Genomic DNA, 13513 nt, shown 5'->3' on the forward strand with positions numbered 1-13513 from the left:
TCATGACCGCCGGCCGGTACCGCTTCGAAATGAGGGTCCGCTTCACCATCTGGAACCACATCACCGGCACCACCGGCCTGCCCGTCACGGCCTGAACAGCAGACCGCCGGCACCCCACCACGCCCTGACGCGCCATCAAACGATCATGCCCTCGATAACGTGACAGTGCCTCGCCGCCGGACTCCGCCACGCCTCCTCCGACCCCTTTCAGGAGGCCGGTCCGCCGATTGGAGGACTACGGCAGGGCCAGGGAGGAGGGGACGATGTCGAACCGAACCTCGAGAGACTCCGCAAAGTCGGGTGCCTCCATCCCCTTCAGAAATGGAGTCAATCCATGACTATCAAGACAACAGCTTCCAGGGTTGCCGTACTTCTCGCCACGGCCGCGCTTACCAGTGCCGGTGCCGGTTCTGCCTGGGCCGCCACCCCGACCGCCACGCGGGCCGCCGGCGCGCACTACCCCAATGCCAAGACGGGCGACTACATCTTCTTCAATGGCACGCCGTGGACAGCGAGCCTGGGGCAGAACGAGGACCCCCTCTACGATCCGATCAAGATCGCACCGGGTGCAAGCGCACTCGTCACAGCTGCCCAGATGGCCACTCTGGCCCCTGGTGCCGGCGCCAACGTAGTCATGGCCGTCACACCTTCGGACTACGCGAACGGCCACGATCTGGCAATCATCGACCCCCACGGCAACACGCCAGGCGTTCAGACATGTGCCACCGGGCCCAGCGGTCTCCTGTCCGGCCTCGGCTGCATCGCGCAGAGCCCGAACGTAGTGGCCGGAGAGACGGGCCCCACACAGATCTCGATCTACGGCAAGGACTCCACCAACCAGACCGCGCCGCTGACGCTCGATGCCACCGCACCCGACGGCGACGCGAACGCGATGGGCAACTTCCTGTCCGGCATGGCCCTGCTCGACCCGAACTCGATCAGCTTCACACCCGATCAGGCCAACCCTGTCAGCTGGGGCCATGGCCCGCAGGTCCTTGCCGGGTCGCCGGCCTGGAACTGCGGCGACGGTGAAGCCTCCGAGCAAATTGGCGGCCAGGTCCAGAACTCCGAGACCACCAACATCTCCAGCACGGTCTCCGTTCAGCAGCAGATCAAGCTGTTCGACACGGTCAACACCAGCATCACCGCCAGCGTGAGCGTCGGGCATGCCTGGACTACCACCGACATCACCACCCACACCGAGACCAAGAACGTCGACCCGTGGAACGTGGGATGGATCAACTCCATCCCGAGCACCCAGAACGTCACCGGTAACGTCACGATGACCGGCGACGCCGCCCAGCCGATCAAGTTCAGCAACGTCACGTTCTCCGAGCCCGGCCGCAACGCCTCCAACAACCCCAACCTGAACTACACCTACGTCATGCACTCCCGGAAGATGACCCAGGACGAGATCCAGACCATGTGCGGCGGCCCTGGACCGGATGGCAACCACGTCGTCGTCGGAGGCACCCTGCCCGACATCACCGCCGGCAAGACCAGCCACTGAGGGACTGTAAAAGTAACGGTGTAACTCTGATCATGGAGGATTGCACCTGTGACCAGCGAGAACATAGCGACACCGTCCGAGGCGGAGGCCGTGTCGGCGGGCGTGGATGACCGGTTCCTGAACGAGCTCGTGGCCCGGGCCCAGGCCGAGGGCCTGCAGCTGACGGGCGAGGGCGGTCTGCTCCAGCAGCTGACGAAGGTGCTGTCACGTTGTCGGTGGTGTGATCTCTGGGGGCGTGAGGAAGCCGTCGGCGGCTGGTTGTTCAGGCCGCGGAGGGCATGCCGGCGACGCCGGTGATCTGGTTCCAGATGGTGAAGCGGACGGTCATCTCGAGGCGGTGGCGGCCGGCGGTCATGAGGTGGCGTCCGGTTCGGAAGTGGGGCGAGATCCCGGTGAACGCGGACAGGAACCGCTGCGCCCCGCCCATGCTGCGGAAGCCTTTCATCGCACGTTCGCGCTGACGGGTGGGCTGGTGGGAGTTCTCCGCCCGGTTGTTCAAGCCCTTGTGCGAACGGTGCTCCACCGACGGCATCACCTCACGGTGCGCGGCCCCGTACGACTTCAGCTTGTCGGTGACGACCACCCGGGGCACCCGCCCGGTAGAGGTGAGGAGCCGACGGAAGAAACGCCTGGCCGCAGCCTTGTCACGCCGGTTCTGGACGAGAATGTCGAGGACGTTCCCGTCCTGGTCGACGGCCCGCCACAAGTACTTCGACGCCCCGTTGATCTTGATGAAGGGCACTGTCACGTTGTCGGTGGGGGTCTGGGATGATCTTGGGGTTGTCCGTCTGGGGAGGGGATCCGTTCGTGTCATCTGGGGTGCCGTCGTACGCGAATCACCGCGACCCGGTGGAGATCATTGCGCACTGCGTGTGGCTGTACTTCCGCTTCCCCCTCAGCTACCGGGAGGTGGAGGAGATGATGCTCGAGCGGGGCGTGGTCGTCTCCTACGAGACGATCCGCCGGTGGTGCCTGAAGTTCGGGCAGGCGTATGCGAACAGCCTGCGCCGCAGGCGGCCGAAACCGGGCGACAAATGACACCTGGACGAGGTCTTCATCAAGATCCGCGGGGAGCAGAAGTACCTGTGGCGGGCCGTGGACGCCGACGGCAACGTCCTGGACATCCTGGTCCAGAGCCGTCGTGACAAGGCTGCGGCCACGCGTTTCTTCCGCCGGCTCCTCACCACCACCGGGCAGGTGCCCCGGGTGGTCGTCACCGACAAGCTCAAGTCCTACGGCGCCGCGCACCGCGAGGTGCCCGACAGGCCCTCCTCGAAGCCGCCTTCCACGAGCGATCTACTGGCCGTGTCCTTGGCGCAGTCGTACGCGTTGGAGGGCATGACGCGTGCACGAGGCTGGACCCCCACGTTGGGTCCTGTGCGGTCCGCGGCTCCGATTCCTGCGCGGCGTCGGAGCCGTGGCAGTTTCCCCGGCGCCGAAGGTCCCTGATCTCCCGAGCGGTCGGGGCCTTCGTGCTGTGGGAGCTGTCCCGTGCGGGCTTGGTGATGGGGGCTGTCGGACCGGGGGCCCAACCACGGTGCCCGTCCGACAGCCTCGGAAGCGCGGCGAAATCGCCATCGCGGAACTATTGGGGCGGAATCAGCGGCTGGGCCAGGGGTAGCGGCGGGCGAGGATCGTCCCCTCCTCGTCCGCGCGGCCTGGCACCAAGCGGCCGGCACTCTTCCAGTGCTCGGGGAGCTCGCTGAAGATCGGTTCCAGGTCGGGGCGCGGAACCGCCGGTGGTTGAAGAGGTGTCTTCAGGGGCTGCCCTGGCCTGAGGTCTTCACGCTGTATGCCCACACCAGCAGTGGTGTGGGCATACAGGCCTGTGCCGCATTTAGGGGTTCGTCAGTCGGCGATCCTGCCGAAGAGGTGGTTGGCGGGAGCGTCTGGATTGTTGCCGTAGAAGAACTCCGTGAGTGCTTGGTGGAATTCGCCGCGGTCCAGCGCGCCGGAGCCGTCCCGGTCCAAAGCGGTGAAGACGGCGGCGCAGTCGTCTCCGGGAACGCCGGCGACCGAGTCGAACATCTGCTGGAACTCCGCCTGGTCGATCTTGCCGTCTGCGTTGAGATCGACGAGGTCGAAGAAGCAGTTGGTGACCGGCTCGATCTGTTCCGGGTACAGGGCGGGGTCGGTCAGGACCCGCCTGAATCCTTCCGTCATCTCCCGCAGGTCGACCTTGCCGTCACCGTCCTGGTCCATGGGGGCGATCACGTTGGTCCAGAACGCGTCCATGCCATCGGTGAGCAGACGGGCGGTCGCGGGGGCCGGCGTGGTGCTGCGGGCGGCGATGTAGCGCTCGCTCATCATGCGGACGTCCCGCTGGGTGATGAACCCGTCGCCGTCGATGTCGGCGCCCCTGAACCACTGGCCGTACTTGAGGTCTTGAAGTGCAGTCACAAATGCGCACAGTATTCATACGGTTACTCAAGCGCAAACGTGCATGTGGAGAGCCTCCCGGCAGGCGGGCGCAGCCTGCCACGCACGTGACGATGGAGGGCGCGGAGATCGGCCCGAAGAGGCCTGCAACATTCGTGTCAGTGTTCGATATCGGGTGGTGTGAAGGCGAGCACCTCAGGAGGGGGATCGGCGTACGGCTCGACGTCGACCAGCGCACTGAGGGCGCTGGGCCCTTGGGAGAGGCGCGAGCAAGGCCGATCTGCCGTGAGGACGTTCGGATTGCCGTGGCGGTCCAAGGTTCCGCTCAGGCCCGGCTGGACCGGATCCCACCATGCTCCGGTGGACAGTTGTACGACGCCTGGCATGACGTCGTCCGACAGGACTGCGCCCGCGAGGCAGCTGCCGCGGTCGTTGAAGACGCGTACGATCATGCCGTTCTCGATGCCACGCGACGCGGCGTCCGATGAGTTGAGGGTCACGGGCTCACGGCCACGGATCTTCGAATCGAGGCTGTGGCCGCCGTTGTCGTACTGGCTGTGCAGGCGCGAGGCGGGCTGGTTCGAGATCAGATGCAGTGGGAATCGGTCCGCCAGGTCAGCGTGGAGCCACTCTGCCGGCTCGTACCAGGTCGGATGCCCGGCGCAGTCGTCGTAGCCGAACGAGTCGATCTCCTCGGAGAAGATCTCGATCCTGCCCGACGGGGTCTGCAGGGGGAAACGCCGTGGATCCGAGCGGAGTGCCTCGAAGCTCCCGGGAAACGGTCCGGCCAGCGCCGGCAGCTCAGCGGTGGAGCTGCGCCAGAATTCCTCGAAACTCGGCAAGGCGGCCTCGTCGCCGAGCTCGGCTCTCGTCTGCTCGTAAAGGTGCCGGACCCATTCGGTCTCGGAACGCGACTGTGTGAACTCCTTCTCGTATTCGAGCCGGGCGGCCAGGGCGGCGAAGATCTGGTGGTCGGTGCGCGACTCGCCTTCCGGCTCGCGGACCTTGGGCATCGCGACGAGGTGGGGGTCGGAGAATCCGGCTGCGAAGTCGTCGCGCTCCAGCCCGGTGGCGACGGGCAGGACGATGTCCGCGAACTTGGCCGTGGTGTTCCACCAGGCTTCGTGAACGATCACCGTGTCGGGCCTCTGCCAGGCACGGGTCAACCGGTGCAGGTCCTGGTGGTGGTGGAACGGGTTTCCTCCGCACCAGTACACGAGGCGCAGCTCGGGCAAGGTGAGCCGTTGCCCGTCGTAGTCGATGGTCTTCCCCGGATGCAGCAGGGTGTCGGCGATCCTTGCGACCGGGATGAAGTCCGCAACGGGGTTGGACACCGCCGGAATCGTTGCCACCGAGGGGCGTCCTGGGGCGACCCCAGTCGCGTCCATCGTCGCGTAACCTGCGCCCCAGCCGCAGCCGGGCCGGCCCATAGAGCCGGCCATGGCGGCCAGTACGACGGACATCCAGATCGGCTGTTCGCCGTGGTCCGCCCGTTGCACCGCGTAGTTGACCATGATGAGGGAACGCTGTGTGGTCAGGCGGCGTGCTAGGTCCGTGAGCGTGTCGCGGCTGATGCCCGTGATCTCCGCTGCCCATGCGGCGTCCTTGGGGACGCCGTCGAGTTCGCCGAGCAGGTAGGAGGCGAAGCGGTCGAACCCGGTGCAGCACCGGCGCAGGAAGTCCTCGTCGTGCCACCCGTTGACCAGCATCGTGTGGGCGATGCCGAGCATCGCGGCGGTGTCGGTGTTGGGGATGACGGGCAGCCACTCGGCGTCGAGGAAGCCGGCGACGTCGCTGCGGATAGGGCTGACGTTCACGAACCGCACCCCGGCTTCACGGCACTGGCGCTGCAGGTCCTGCGTCTGGTGCCTGGCCAGCCCACCAGGGTTGATCTGGCTGTTCTTCAGGGCCAGCCCCCCGAACGCCACCACGAGCTCGCACTTCTCGGCTATCTCGTGCCACATCGGCATCCGGGACTGGTAGCTCCACGGATGCCCGCCGATCACGTGGGGGAGGATGACCTCCAAAGCCGCGGTGCTGTACGTGTTCCGCGAATCGGTGTATCCCCCGCCTAACGACAGGAACCGGTGGAGTTGCCCCTGCGCGTTGTGGAACGCGCCCGCACTCGCCCAGCCGTAGGACCCGCCGAACACCGCACTGTCCCCGTACTGTGAACGCACCCGAGACAGTTCATTACTGACCAGGGTGAGCGCGTCGTCCCAGCTCACTTCCACGAAGGCGTCCGCGCCTCTGGCCGTGTCGTGGACGCGCGGCAGGCCGTTCAGCCAGCCCTTGCGCACCGCGGGGCGCAACACGCGAGCGTGGTCGTTGGCGGCCGTCACCATTCCGGGGCCGATAGGCGACGGTGCAGGGTCGTCGCTCGTCGGCTCGATTCGCACCAACCGGCCGGATTCGACCACCGCGACAAAACTGCCCCAGTGCGTCGCAACCGACATGCGTCGTTCCACCATGCACCAACCCCACCCTGGAAGTTTCCCCTGCTCCCGCACAGCGGCTGCCTACGTCACAGGGACCCCCTGTCCAGCCGACGGTCCGCAGGGCAGAGACTTCCCCTGAGGCCTGCTGATCAACCCCACCTGTCAGTGTTTCGGCGCCGGCGCAGGGGCGTGCCCCTGGTGGCCGCTCCGCGGATCGTGGCGAGTGCCGTCCGCTCCCGCCGCACCCCCTTACCCCGGTCGTCGTCCCCGGCTCGCTCGGTGGTGCGCCGCCCAGTCCGATCCGGTCATGCCCGCGCGGGGCCGGCGGGCCGCGTCGGCGCGCGGGACAGGCCGCGCCGAGCAGCCGGGAGCGGATGAAGCCGGGTCGGGTGTTCACCCTGGCGCGTGGTCCCGAAGGCGGCCGGCCCCTCGGCCAGGGGGCCCGGCTCCAGGGCATCGCTCGATCCTGGGCCGGGCCCCAGGCCCGGATGTGTGCCGCGGGCTGGGCCCACAGCTGTCTCACCGACCAACACCCGCCCCGCCAGGGACGGCCAGGTGGCCGTCATCGACTACGCGCTGGCCTACGCTTCCCGCCCCCGACACGGCTTGCCTGCGAGCTCCGAGCCGGTGGTGCGCCGGGAGTGCACAGGGCCGGGGCCGTGACCAGGATGCGCTCCGGGAGCCTACCGAGTCACCCGCTGGGGCGGTCTCCCGCATGAGGAGGACGAAGCAGACGATACGGATATCGAGGGAACTACCCCGGCATCCATGCCGACCAGGGTGGTTCTACCGAGAACTGTCCGATCGGGAGTGCGAGATGCAGGAAGCCGAGACACTTGAGGAGCGTGTCATGGGGTTCGTTCGGTGGTGGGACCGGGAGCAGGGCAGGGGCGAGATCATCCCTTTGGACTCGCAGGTCCCGGTCCCCGTGGTCCGGGCCGACCTGCGGAGCAGGTCGGGGAGCCTGTCCGCGGGCCAGCAGGTCACCTTCACCCTCGAACTGGGCCCCACACGCTTCGAAGCCAGAGACGTTCGCCCCTGACCTGCCACGCCCCGCCCCTCACAGACTCCAGCCGACACGGCCACAGCCATGCTGCACACTGCACGGCACCGTCCGGCTCCTCCCGTCCTCGCGGAAAGACCTCGTCATGACCGGCAGCCCCGTCCACCTCATCCACATCGCCGACGTACTGGAACGCGCTCTGTGCGCAGTCAGCAAGCCGGACGGCGGACCAGCGCTGATCGTGCCAGTCGTCCTGGCCGACGGCACCCGCGGGGCCTGGCCATGTCGGAGCTGGTGGCCGCCCGTCTGTGGGGTGCTCTCGACGGCCGCGACCCCGCCCTGCTCGACACACCACCCGCACACAGCCCCTGAGGAGCAGACAGATACAGGTCCGCGGAGCGCGTCTTGGCGAACGCTGCGCCATGGTCAGGTGCCATGGACTCCAAGCCGCCCGGGAGAGGCTGGCCGGCGACTTCGAGCCTCATGCCCCGGAAAGCCCTGAGGTCAGGAGGGGGGACCTGCGCTGAGCGGCAGAGGATGCTGCACTCCAACACGAGTACGACGGCATCGAGGGCACCTGATCCGGTTGGTCTCGTCGATCGCGGCGAGGACCTCAGCAGGAGCAGTATGAGGTCCAGACCACCGTACGGTCTGGGTCGGCGCCTCGACCTGTGAGCCCAGCGGCCCGCGTGGGTTTCAGCGGGCGGTGTATCCGCCGTCGACGAGCTCCGCAGCTGGACGCGAACCGTGGTGACGGCCGGGGTAGTGCCACCGCGTTGCCCCGGCATGCGGGTGGGTGCCCCCGCCGACTGAAGCACCCACAACGATCAACCCGGCCCGCGCGGCGGCGCGTTTGCCCGGAGCTCGGGAAAGCCGGGCGGCAGGACTGATCCCCGTACAGGTAACGAACGCGAGGAGAACCGGTTTTGCACTGGAAGTCCGCAACACCCATGGGATCGAATCGAACAGGGTCGGGAAGGTGACTCCTTCCGGGTTTTTCGCTCGCGCTTCGTCTGCGAGGCCGGTCCGCCGCCAGTGACCATGGGGGCCTTGTCCAGTCGGTGAGAGGACCCTGGTGCCCGACCGTTTCGACCCTGTTCTCGACGCCGCCTGGGAGACGGCGGTATGCCGCCTGGCGTCCGGAGCGGAGGTCCTCGGCGGCGTCTACCCGATGTCCCTGGCCGGCGGGGTGGTCCTGCTCGCGGTAGCAGACGACGAGAGCCGCGCGGCCCTGGAGACGGCGGAATGGAAGCCCCGCCTGCTCATCCTCCTCGGTGAATGCCTCGGAGCCAGCCGCAACGTCACCGCCCTGGCCGGGGTCGTTGACCATCATCAGCAGGAACCGTCCTTCAGAACGGTTCCGCGGTGAACACCGGGCCGCCCGAAGCCGCGAGCCACCGCACGGCCCACCCCGCGGGCAGGGGCACTGCCCGCACTGCTGGGGCGGAGGAACCCGCAGACGCGACACCGTTCGCGGATCCTCATAGAGACCGCAGCGCGACGCCCATCTACGACACGGTGGAACGGCTGTGGATTCGGCAGGGCCGCGAGGTCCCCCGCGGTGCGCCGCACGTACGGGAAGATCAGACCTGCGACCTGTTCCACCGGGCCTGACCCGACCTTCTGGCCCTCTGTCACAAACCGCCCGGTCGACACGCTCTAGGGCCGGTGTGATGTCGTGATCAGTCGGCGGCTTTCAGGAGGTCGTCGATCCAGATCATGGCGGCGCGGAGGTGGAGACCGGCGAGGTAGCTGTCCGGGGACTTGTCGTAGCGGGTGGCGATCCCTCGCCAGGCTTTCAGCTTGTTGATCAGGCGCTCGACGGTGTTCCGTTCCTTGTAGAGGTCGGCATCGTGGACGACGGGCCGACCACCTCGTGCGCCCTTCTTCTTGCGGTTGGCTGCCTGGTCCCGTTTCTCAGGGATGACGGCCTTGATTCCGCGTTTGCGCAGGTAGGCGCGGTTGCCGCGGGACGAGTACGCCTTATCCGCGGCGACCGGGCCAGGCGTTGTGCGGGGACGGCCGACCGGCAGGCGGACTCTGACCTTCGCGAGTACGGGGATGAACTGCGGGCTGTCCCCGGCCTGCCCGACAGTCAGGACCAGCGCGAGCGGACGACACCGGCGGTCCGCGGCGAGATGGATCTTGCTCGTGAGTCCGCCCCGGGACCTGCCGAGCAGGGCTTCCTTCAGGCGGAGCTTGCGCCGGTGGCGAATCCGTCGGCGTTCGTCCTGTCCGTTCTGTTCCTCCGTGCCGCCCCCTTTTGCCGGGCTGTCTCCTGCTCCCGCACGGCTTCTTCCAGGGCCTTCATCAGGTGCTTGCTGACCCGCATCCCGGCGGCGTCGTGGTGGGCACGGACCGTGGTGGAGTCCACGCTGACCAGCGACAAGTCCGTCCTTCCCACCCGGGCACCCTCGGCGATCAGGCCTTCCAGCAGGGCCGTGAACACACCGGCGTCCCGCCACACGCGGAAGCGTCCATAGACGGTGGCCCAGGGGCCGAACTCGGCGGGCATCTCCCGCCACTGACCACTGGAGCGGAACCGCCAGATCACACCCTCGAACTGCTCCCGCAACCGCTCCGGATACGGGCCGTACCTACCGATCGGCAGATACGGCTCGATGAACTTCCACTGAGCATTGGTGAGTTGCCTACGCGTCACAACCCCAGTCCTACCGGACCCCACCCCTCAAACAGGCCAGAACCCAGTAGTTGATCACGACATCACACAGGCCCTAGGTCCTCACTGAGGAAGGGCGCCGCCAGACCCAGCACCGTCGCATCGACCGTCACCAGCAGCACACCGAGGACAAGAACCCCCAGTGCCAGCCAGCGCCCCTTCACCAGCGGACCATCCATCACCACCAAAGACCATCACATATCCGGACAGAGGCCGCGTATGTCCTGCCCCGCCCCGATCCGTGTCCTCATCAGGAAAACGAACCTCCCCGGCCAGGGCTCAGTCCGTGTCGATGCCTCGCGTGGCGAAGACCTCCGCCGCGTCCGGCACCGCCAGGACGCCGTCCTCCACGAAAGTGACCTCCCGCAGGTTAGGCAGCAGGACGAGGTCCTCGAGGGAACGGACGTCGAACAGGTCGTCCTCGCCGTCCCATGCCGGGGCGCAGTGCCGGAAGACCTCCGCCCCTGCGTCGAAGCACAGCTCCTCGATGCCGGCGAGCAGCTCGGCCGGTATCTCCAGGGCCTCGAAATAGGACCGGGACTCCGGCAGCACCTCCGCATGGAGGCCGTTGTCCAGGGCGTAGGACGCTGGATCGCCGATCCCCTGCTCGGCCAGCCGCGCGGGCAGGTCGTAGAGCGGGAGGAGCGGCTCGGGGCCATACATGAGCTCCTCGATGACGAGCAGCTTGAAGTTGAAGTCGCGGAACTGGCTCATGGGAGATGCGTACCACGGAGAGACGAAAGGTCCCGAGCCCGGCCCCCGGCCAGGTATAGCCCTCCCGCTGCGCTCTCGGCAGCGCACACACGGACCTGGGCGCCGAGCGCCCTCGCCTGCCCCGTCCTCAGCCGGCCCGCGGTGCGGGGCCGCCCGGACACGGCGATCCCGCAGCCGGGCCACGTGGCAGCCGGGTTTTCACGAAATGGTGCCGGGGACTTCTGCGGCACCGCCGGCCAGGACGGCCTCGACCACCTGCTTGTGGAAGGCGGCGAGGCCGCCCGGTGGGAGCGGGGCGGGGCTGCCGGTGAGGGTGTACCACTCCTCGGCGCCCGTGTACTGAATACGTACCGAGGCCGTTCCGTCCGGGCCGGCCTCGGTCGTCAGGGTGACATCGCCGGTGATGACGCCGACCTCATCGGTCATCGCTCCGCCCGGGCCCGCCTTCACGTGGTCGGTCAACGGGACCGACCCTTCCGGGATGGCATCGCGGTCGGGCTGCGTGGGGTGGTCGGGCTGGTCGGTCACGAGCAGGTCTCCAGCATCTCGTTCAGCTTCTTCTTCTCCGCCTCGGTCACCGTCAGCTGGTAGGTGGACTTCACGTTCGTCCACACCGTCGCGTAGGTGCACCAGTAGCCCTTGGCCGGGGGCTGCCACTCGTCGGGGCCCTGGTCACCCTTGGCCCGGTTCGTCGCCGCCGATACCGCGAGGAGCTGGGGGCGGGTCAGGTCGTTCGCGAACTCCTTGCGCCGCTCCGCCGTCCACGCTCCGGCCCCCGATCGCCAGGCGTTAGCTAGGGGGACCATGTGATCGATGTCCAACTTCCCGGCGTCGGTGACGGTGATCCCGTCGTAGACGGAGACCCAGGTGCCGGAGACGGCCTTGCACGCAGCGTCGCGCTTCACGTTCTTGCCCGCACGCTCCAGGACAACTTCGCGGGTGTCGCAGCTGTCGCCCTGCCCGGCCCAGTGCGTGAACTTCTCCCGGGAGTACCCCGTCATCGCCTTCTGACCGGCGACCTTCAGCCCGGCGAGCTGGGTACGGGCCATCGCGGTCGTCGACAGACCCGGGAGCGCCGGCGCCCCCTGAGCACCCTGCGCTCCGCCCTTGCCCTGACCGGGCAGGGACGGCTTGCCGTCACCTCCAGCGGATGCCCCCGGATTGCAGGCCGCGAGACCCGCCGCCAGCAGAACAGCCGTCACCGTGCGCACACCCGCACGCATCTGACGATGCATGCCGAGTAGCCGGAGGGAGTCTCACCCTCCGGCTCTCACAGAACCGTGCGTAACAGTCTCCCGTTACACGGCTCTTGTCGTTCTGATCATCAGATCGCCACAGCGTTCGCGGTTGGAGTGAGTCGCCAGTGCGCAAACATGCGGGGGTGTCGCCGGGCGATCTCCTGCATTTTCGCGATGGCCTTCCGTTCGGCCGCGAGCCGTTTGTACTTCTGGCGGATCCAGCGCACCAGGTAGGCATTGATGCGCATCACGAGAGGGATCAGCTCTCACGGCCTGAATCGGCTGTAGTAGTTGATCCAGCCCGCCACGACCGGGTTGACCCTGCGGGCGAGCTCGTGGAAGGACAGGTCCGAACGGGTATGCAGGTGCCAGGACCGCAGCTCCCGCCCCATTCTCTTCAGGGCTTCCTTACTGGCTGCCGGCTCGAACGACAGGAACAGGCTCCCGTGCCGACTCCGGTTCTTCCTGGCTCGGAACGTGTACCCCAGGAAGGTGAAAGCCGTGTGCTCGTAAGAGCCGCGACGACTGCCGTCCCTGCAGTAAACGATCCGGGTCTTGTCGGGGTGCAGCCGCAACCCGACCTCGACCATCCTGTCCGTGAGCGCGGCCATCACCTGGCGGGCCTGCCGCTCAGTCACGCAGTGCACCACCGCGTCATCCGCATAGCGTTCGAACCAGACGGACGGGAACTCCCGGCCCATCCAGGCGTCGAACGCATAGTGCAGGAACAGGTTCGCCAGGACAGGAGATACGGGGGCCCCTTGCGGAGTCCCGCACTCCCGCTCCAGCAGGGAGCCGTCGGGCATCGCGAGCGGCGCTTCAAGCCACCGCCGCACATAAAATCTCACCCAAACGGCGTCGGTGTGCGCATCCACCGCCTTGACCAGCAGGTCCCAGGGCACACTGTCGAAGAACTTGGCGATGTCGAACTCCACCACCCAGTCCCGCTTCCAGCATCGCTCCCGGCATTTACCCACCGCGTCCAAAGCGGACCGCCCAGGCCGGTATCCGAAGCTATCCGGGTGGAAAAGAGGCTCCACCCTGCGCATCAGATGCCGGGCCACCACGGTCTGAGCAACACGGTCAGCAACAGCAGGAATGCCAAGCATTCTTGATCACCTACGCCGATACCGGCGGGCGCGACACGAAGCGCGGCCGGCCTTACCGGCCGGAGCTGGCCGCGCAGCTCGGGGTTTCCGTGAGCACCCTGGACCGAACGGTTTTCGGGGGTGAGTGCGCTGGCCTTTGGCGGGTCAAGCCGCGCGTCCACAAGGCGGCGACCGGCAACAAGATGAACGACGCGAACGTCTACTACCTGTTCGACGCCGAGTTCTGGCGCGGTGAGTGGACCGACCCTCTGCGACCCGGGCAGGCGGCGGCAGACGTCGCAAAGGAGCGCTTGGCCGAGCGACGCGCGGCCAAGAAGGCAGCCGGAGTCGAGCCCCTGGGCGGGCGCAAGCGACAGCCCCCCTCGGAGGGGGGTGGCGTCATGGGTGACGCCCATGTCTATATCCCTACTGACTTCAGCTCTTTGGGGTGAATGTTTGCGAA

At 67.4% G+C, this 13513-nt stretch carries 11 protein-coding genes and 4 pseudogenes; 6 read left to right on the forward strand and 9 right to left on the reverse strand.

Annotation, left to right across the window (positions count from 1 at the left end):
- The first annotated feature begins 334 nt into the window (after positions 1–334).
- Positions 335–1510: a hypothetical protein gene (locus tag OG435_RS47850; RefSeq protein WP_266888015.1), complete on the forward strand. Its 1176-nt coding sequence runs from the start codon at positions 335–337 to the stop codon at positions 1508–1510.
- 90 nt (positions 1511–1600) lie between these two features.
- A pseudogene (locus tag OG435_RS47855) lies at positions 1601–1714 on the forward strand (transposase); the annotation flags it as partial.
- A gap of 58 nt (positions 1715–1772) precedes the next feature.
- Here OG435_RS47855 and OG435_RS47860 read toward each other — a convergent pair.
- Positions 1773–2222 (reverse strand): annotated as a pseudogene (locus tag OG435_RS47860) (IS6 family transposase); the annotation flags it as partial.
- A gap of 56 nt (positions 2223–2278) precedes the next feature.
- Between OG435_RS47860 and OG435_RS47865 the strand changes: the two are divergent.
- Positions 2279–2767, forward strand: a pseudogene (locus OG435_RS47865) (IS6 family transposase); the annotation flags it as partial.
- A gap of 591 nt (positions 2768–3358) precedes the next feature.
- On the opposite strand, the gene OG435_RS47870 reads toward OG435_RS47865, so the two are convergent.
- Positions 3359–3910, reverse strand: a complete 552-nt coding sequence (locus OG435_RS47870) for an EF-hand domain-containing protein (protein ID WP_266888017.1) — start codon at positions 3908–3910, stop codon at positions 3359–3361.
- A 137-nt stretch (positions 3911–4047) separates the two neighbouring features.
- A complete protein-coding gene (locus tag OG435_RS47875) occupies positions 4048–6345 on the reverse strand; it encodes a molybdopterin-dependent oxidoreductase (RefSeq protein WP_266888019.1) in 2298 nt (765 codons plus the stop codon).
- An 832-nt stretch (positions 6346–7177) separates the two neighbouring features.
- Between OG435_RS47875 and OG435_RS47880 the strand changes: the two genes are divergently transcribed.
- Positions 7178–7369 carry a cold shock domain-containing protein gene (locus OG435_RS47880; protein ID WP_266888021.1) on the forward strand — a complete coding sequence of 64 codons (192 nt, stop codon included), beginning with the start codon at positions 7178–7180 and terminating at the stop codon, positions 7367–7369.
- A 1036-nt stretch (positions 7370–8405) separates the two neighbouring features.
- The gene (locus OG435_RS47885; RefSeq protein WP_266888022.1) at positions 8406–8699 is read left to right on the forward strand and encodes a hypothetical protein; all 294 of its coding nucleotides are present in this window, start codon (positions 8406–8408) and stop codon (positions 8697–8699) included.
- A gap of 313 nt (positions 8700–9012) precedes the next feature.
- Here the strand turns inward: OG435_RS47885 and OG435_RS47890 are convergent.
- The 6 genes and pseudogenes from OG435_RS47890 to OG435_RS47915 form a co-directional block, all read right to left on the reverse strand.
- Positions 9013–9992 (reverse strand): annotated as a pseudogene (locus OG435_RS47890) (IS5 family transposase).
- A 297-nt stretch (positions 9993–10289) separates the two neighbouring features.
- Positions 10290–10724, reverse strand: a complete 435-nt coding sequence (locus OG435_RS47895) for a DUF6892 domain-containing protein (protein WP_266888024.1) — start codon at positions 10722–10724, stop codon at positions 10290–10292.
- A gap of 198 nt (positions 10725–10922) precedes the next feature.
- Complete coding sequence (locus OG435_RS47900) at positions 10923–11252, reverse strand: hypothetical protein (protein WP_430625870.1); 330 nt, start codon at positions 11250–11252, stop codon at positions 10923–10925.
- Positions 11249–11947 carry an HNH endonuclease family protein gene (locus tag OG435_RS47905; RefSeq protein WP_430625871.1) on the reverse strand — a complete coding sequence of 233 codons (699 nt, stop codon included), beginning with the start codon at positions 11945–11947 and terminating at the stop codon, positions 11249–11251. The genes OG435_RS47900 and OG435_RS47905 overlap by 4 nt, the downstream gene beginning before the upstream one ends.
- Positions 11948–12048: 101 nt before the next feature.
- On the reverse strand, positions 12049–12210 hold the full coding sequence (locus OG435_RS47910; protein ID WP_266888029.1) for a hypothetical protein: 162 nt from the start codon (positions 12208–12210) through the stop codon (positions 12049–12051).
- 18 nt (positions 12211–12228) lie between these two features.
- Positions 12229–13071 carry a reverse transcriptase domain-containing protein gene (locus OG435_RS47915; RefSeq protein WP_266888032.1) on the reverse strand — a complete coding sequence of 281 codons (843 nt, stop codon included), beginning with the start codon at positions 13069–13071 and terminating at the stop codon, positions 12229–12231.
- Positions 13072–13073: 2 nt separating this feature from the next.
- Between OG435_RS47915 and OG435_RS47920 the strand changes: the two genes are divergently transcribed.
- Complete coding sequence (locus tag OG435_RS47920) at positions 13074–13502, forward strand: hypothetical protein (protein ID WP_266888034.1); 429 nt, start codon at positions 13074–13076, stop codon at positions 13500–13502.
- Positions 13503–13513 lie beyond the last annotated feature (11 nt).

It is taken from the genome of Streptomyces sp. NBC_01264 (genome assembly GCF_026340675.1).
Taxonomy (GTDB): Bacteria; Actinomycetota; Actinomycetes; order Streptomycetales; family Streptomycetaceae; genus Streptomyces.

Bases quoted from the DNA above. Each gene is read 5' to 3' on its own strand.
- OG435_RS47895 (WP_266888024.1), bottom strand. From the start codon at position 10,724: ATGAGCCAGTTCCGCGACTTCAACTTCAAGCTGCTCGTCATCGAGGAG.
- OG435_RS47905 (WP_430625871.1), bottom strand. From the start codon at position 11,947: ATGCGTGCGGGTGTGCGCACGGTGACGGCTGTTCTGCTGGCGGCGGGT.
- OG435_RS47875 (WP_266888019.1), bottom strand. From the start codon at position 6,345: ATGTCGGTTGCGACGCACTGGGGCAGTTTTGTCGCGGTGGTCGAATCC.
- OG435_RS47850 (WP_266888015.1), top strand. From the start codon at position 335: ATGACTATCAAGACAACAGCTTCCAGGGTTGCCGTACTTCTCGCCACG.
- OG435_RS47880 (WP_266888021.1), top strand. From the start codon at position 7,178: ATGGGGTTCGTTCGGTGGTGGGACCGGGAGCAGGGCAGGGGCGAGATC.
- OG435_RS47910 (WP_266888029.1), bottom strand. From the start codon at position 12,210: ATGCGCATCAATGCCTACCTGGTGCGCTGGATCCGCCAGAAGTACAAA.
- OG435_RS47915 (WP_266888032.1), bottom strand. From the start codon at position 13,071: ATGCTTGGCATTCCTGCTGTTGCTGACCGTGTTGCTCAGACCGTGGTG.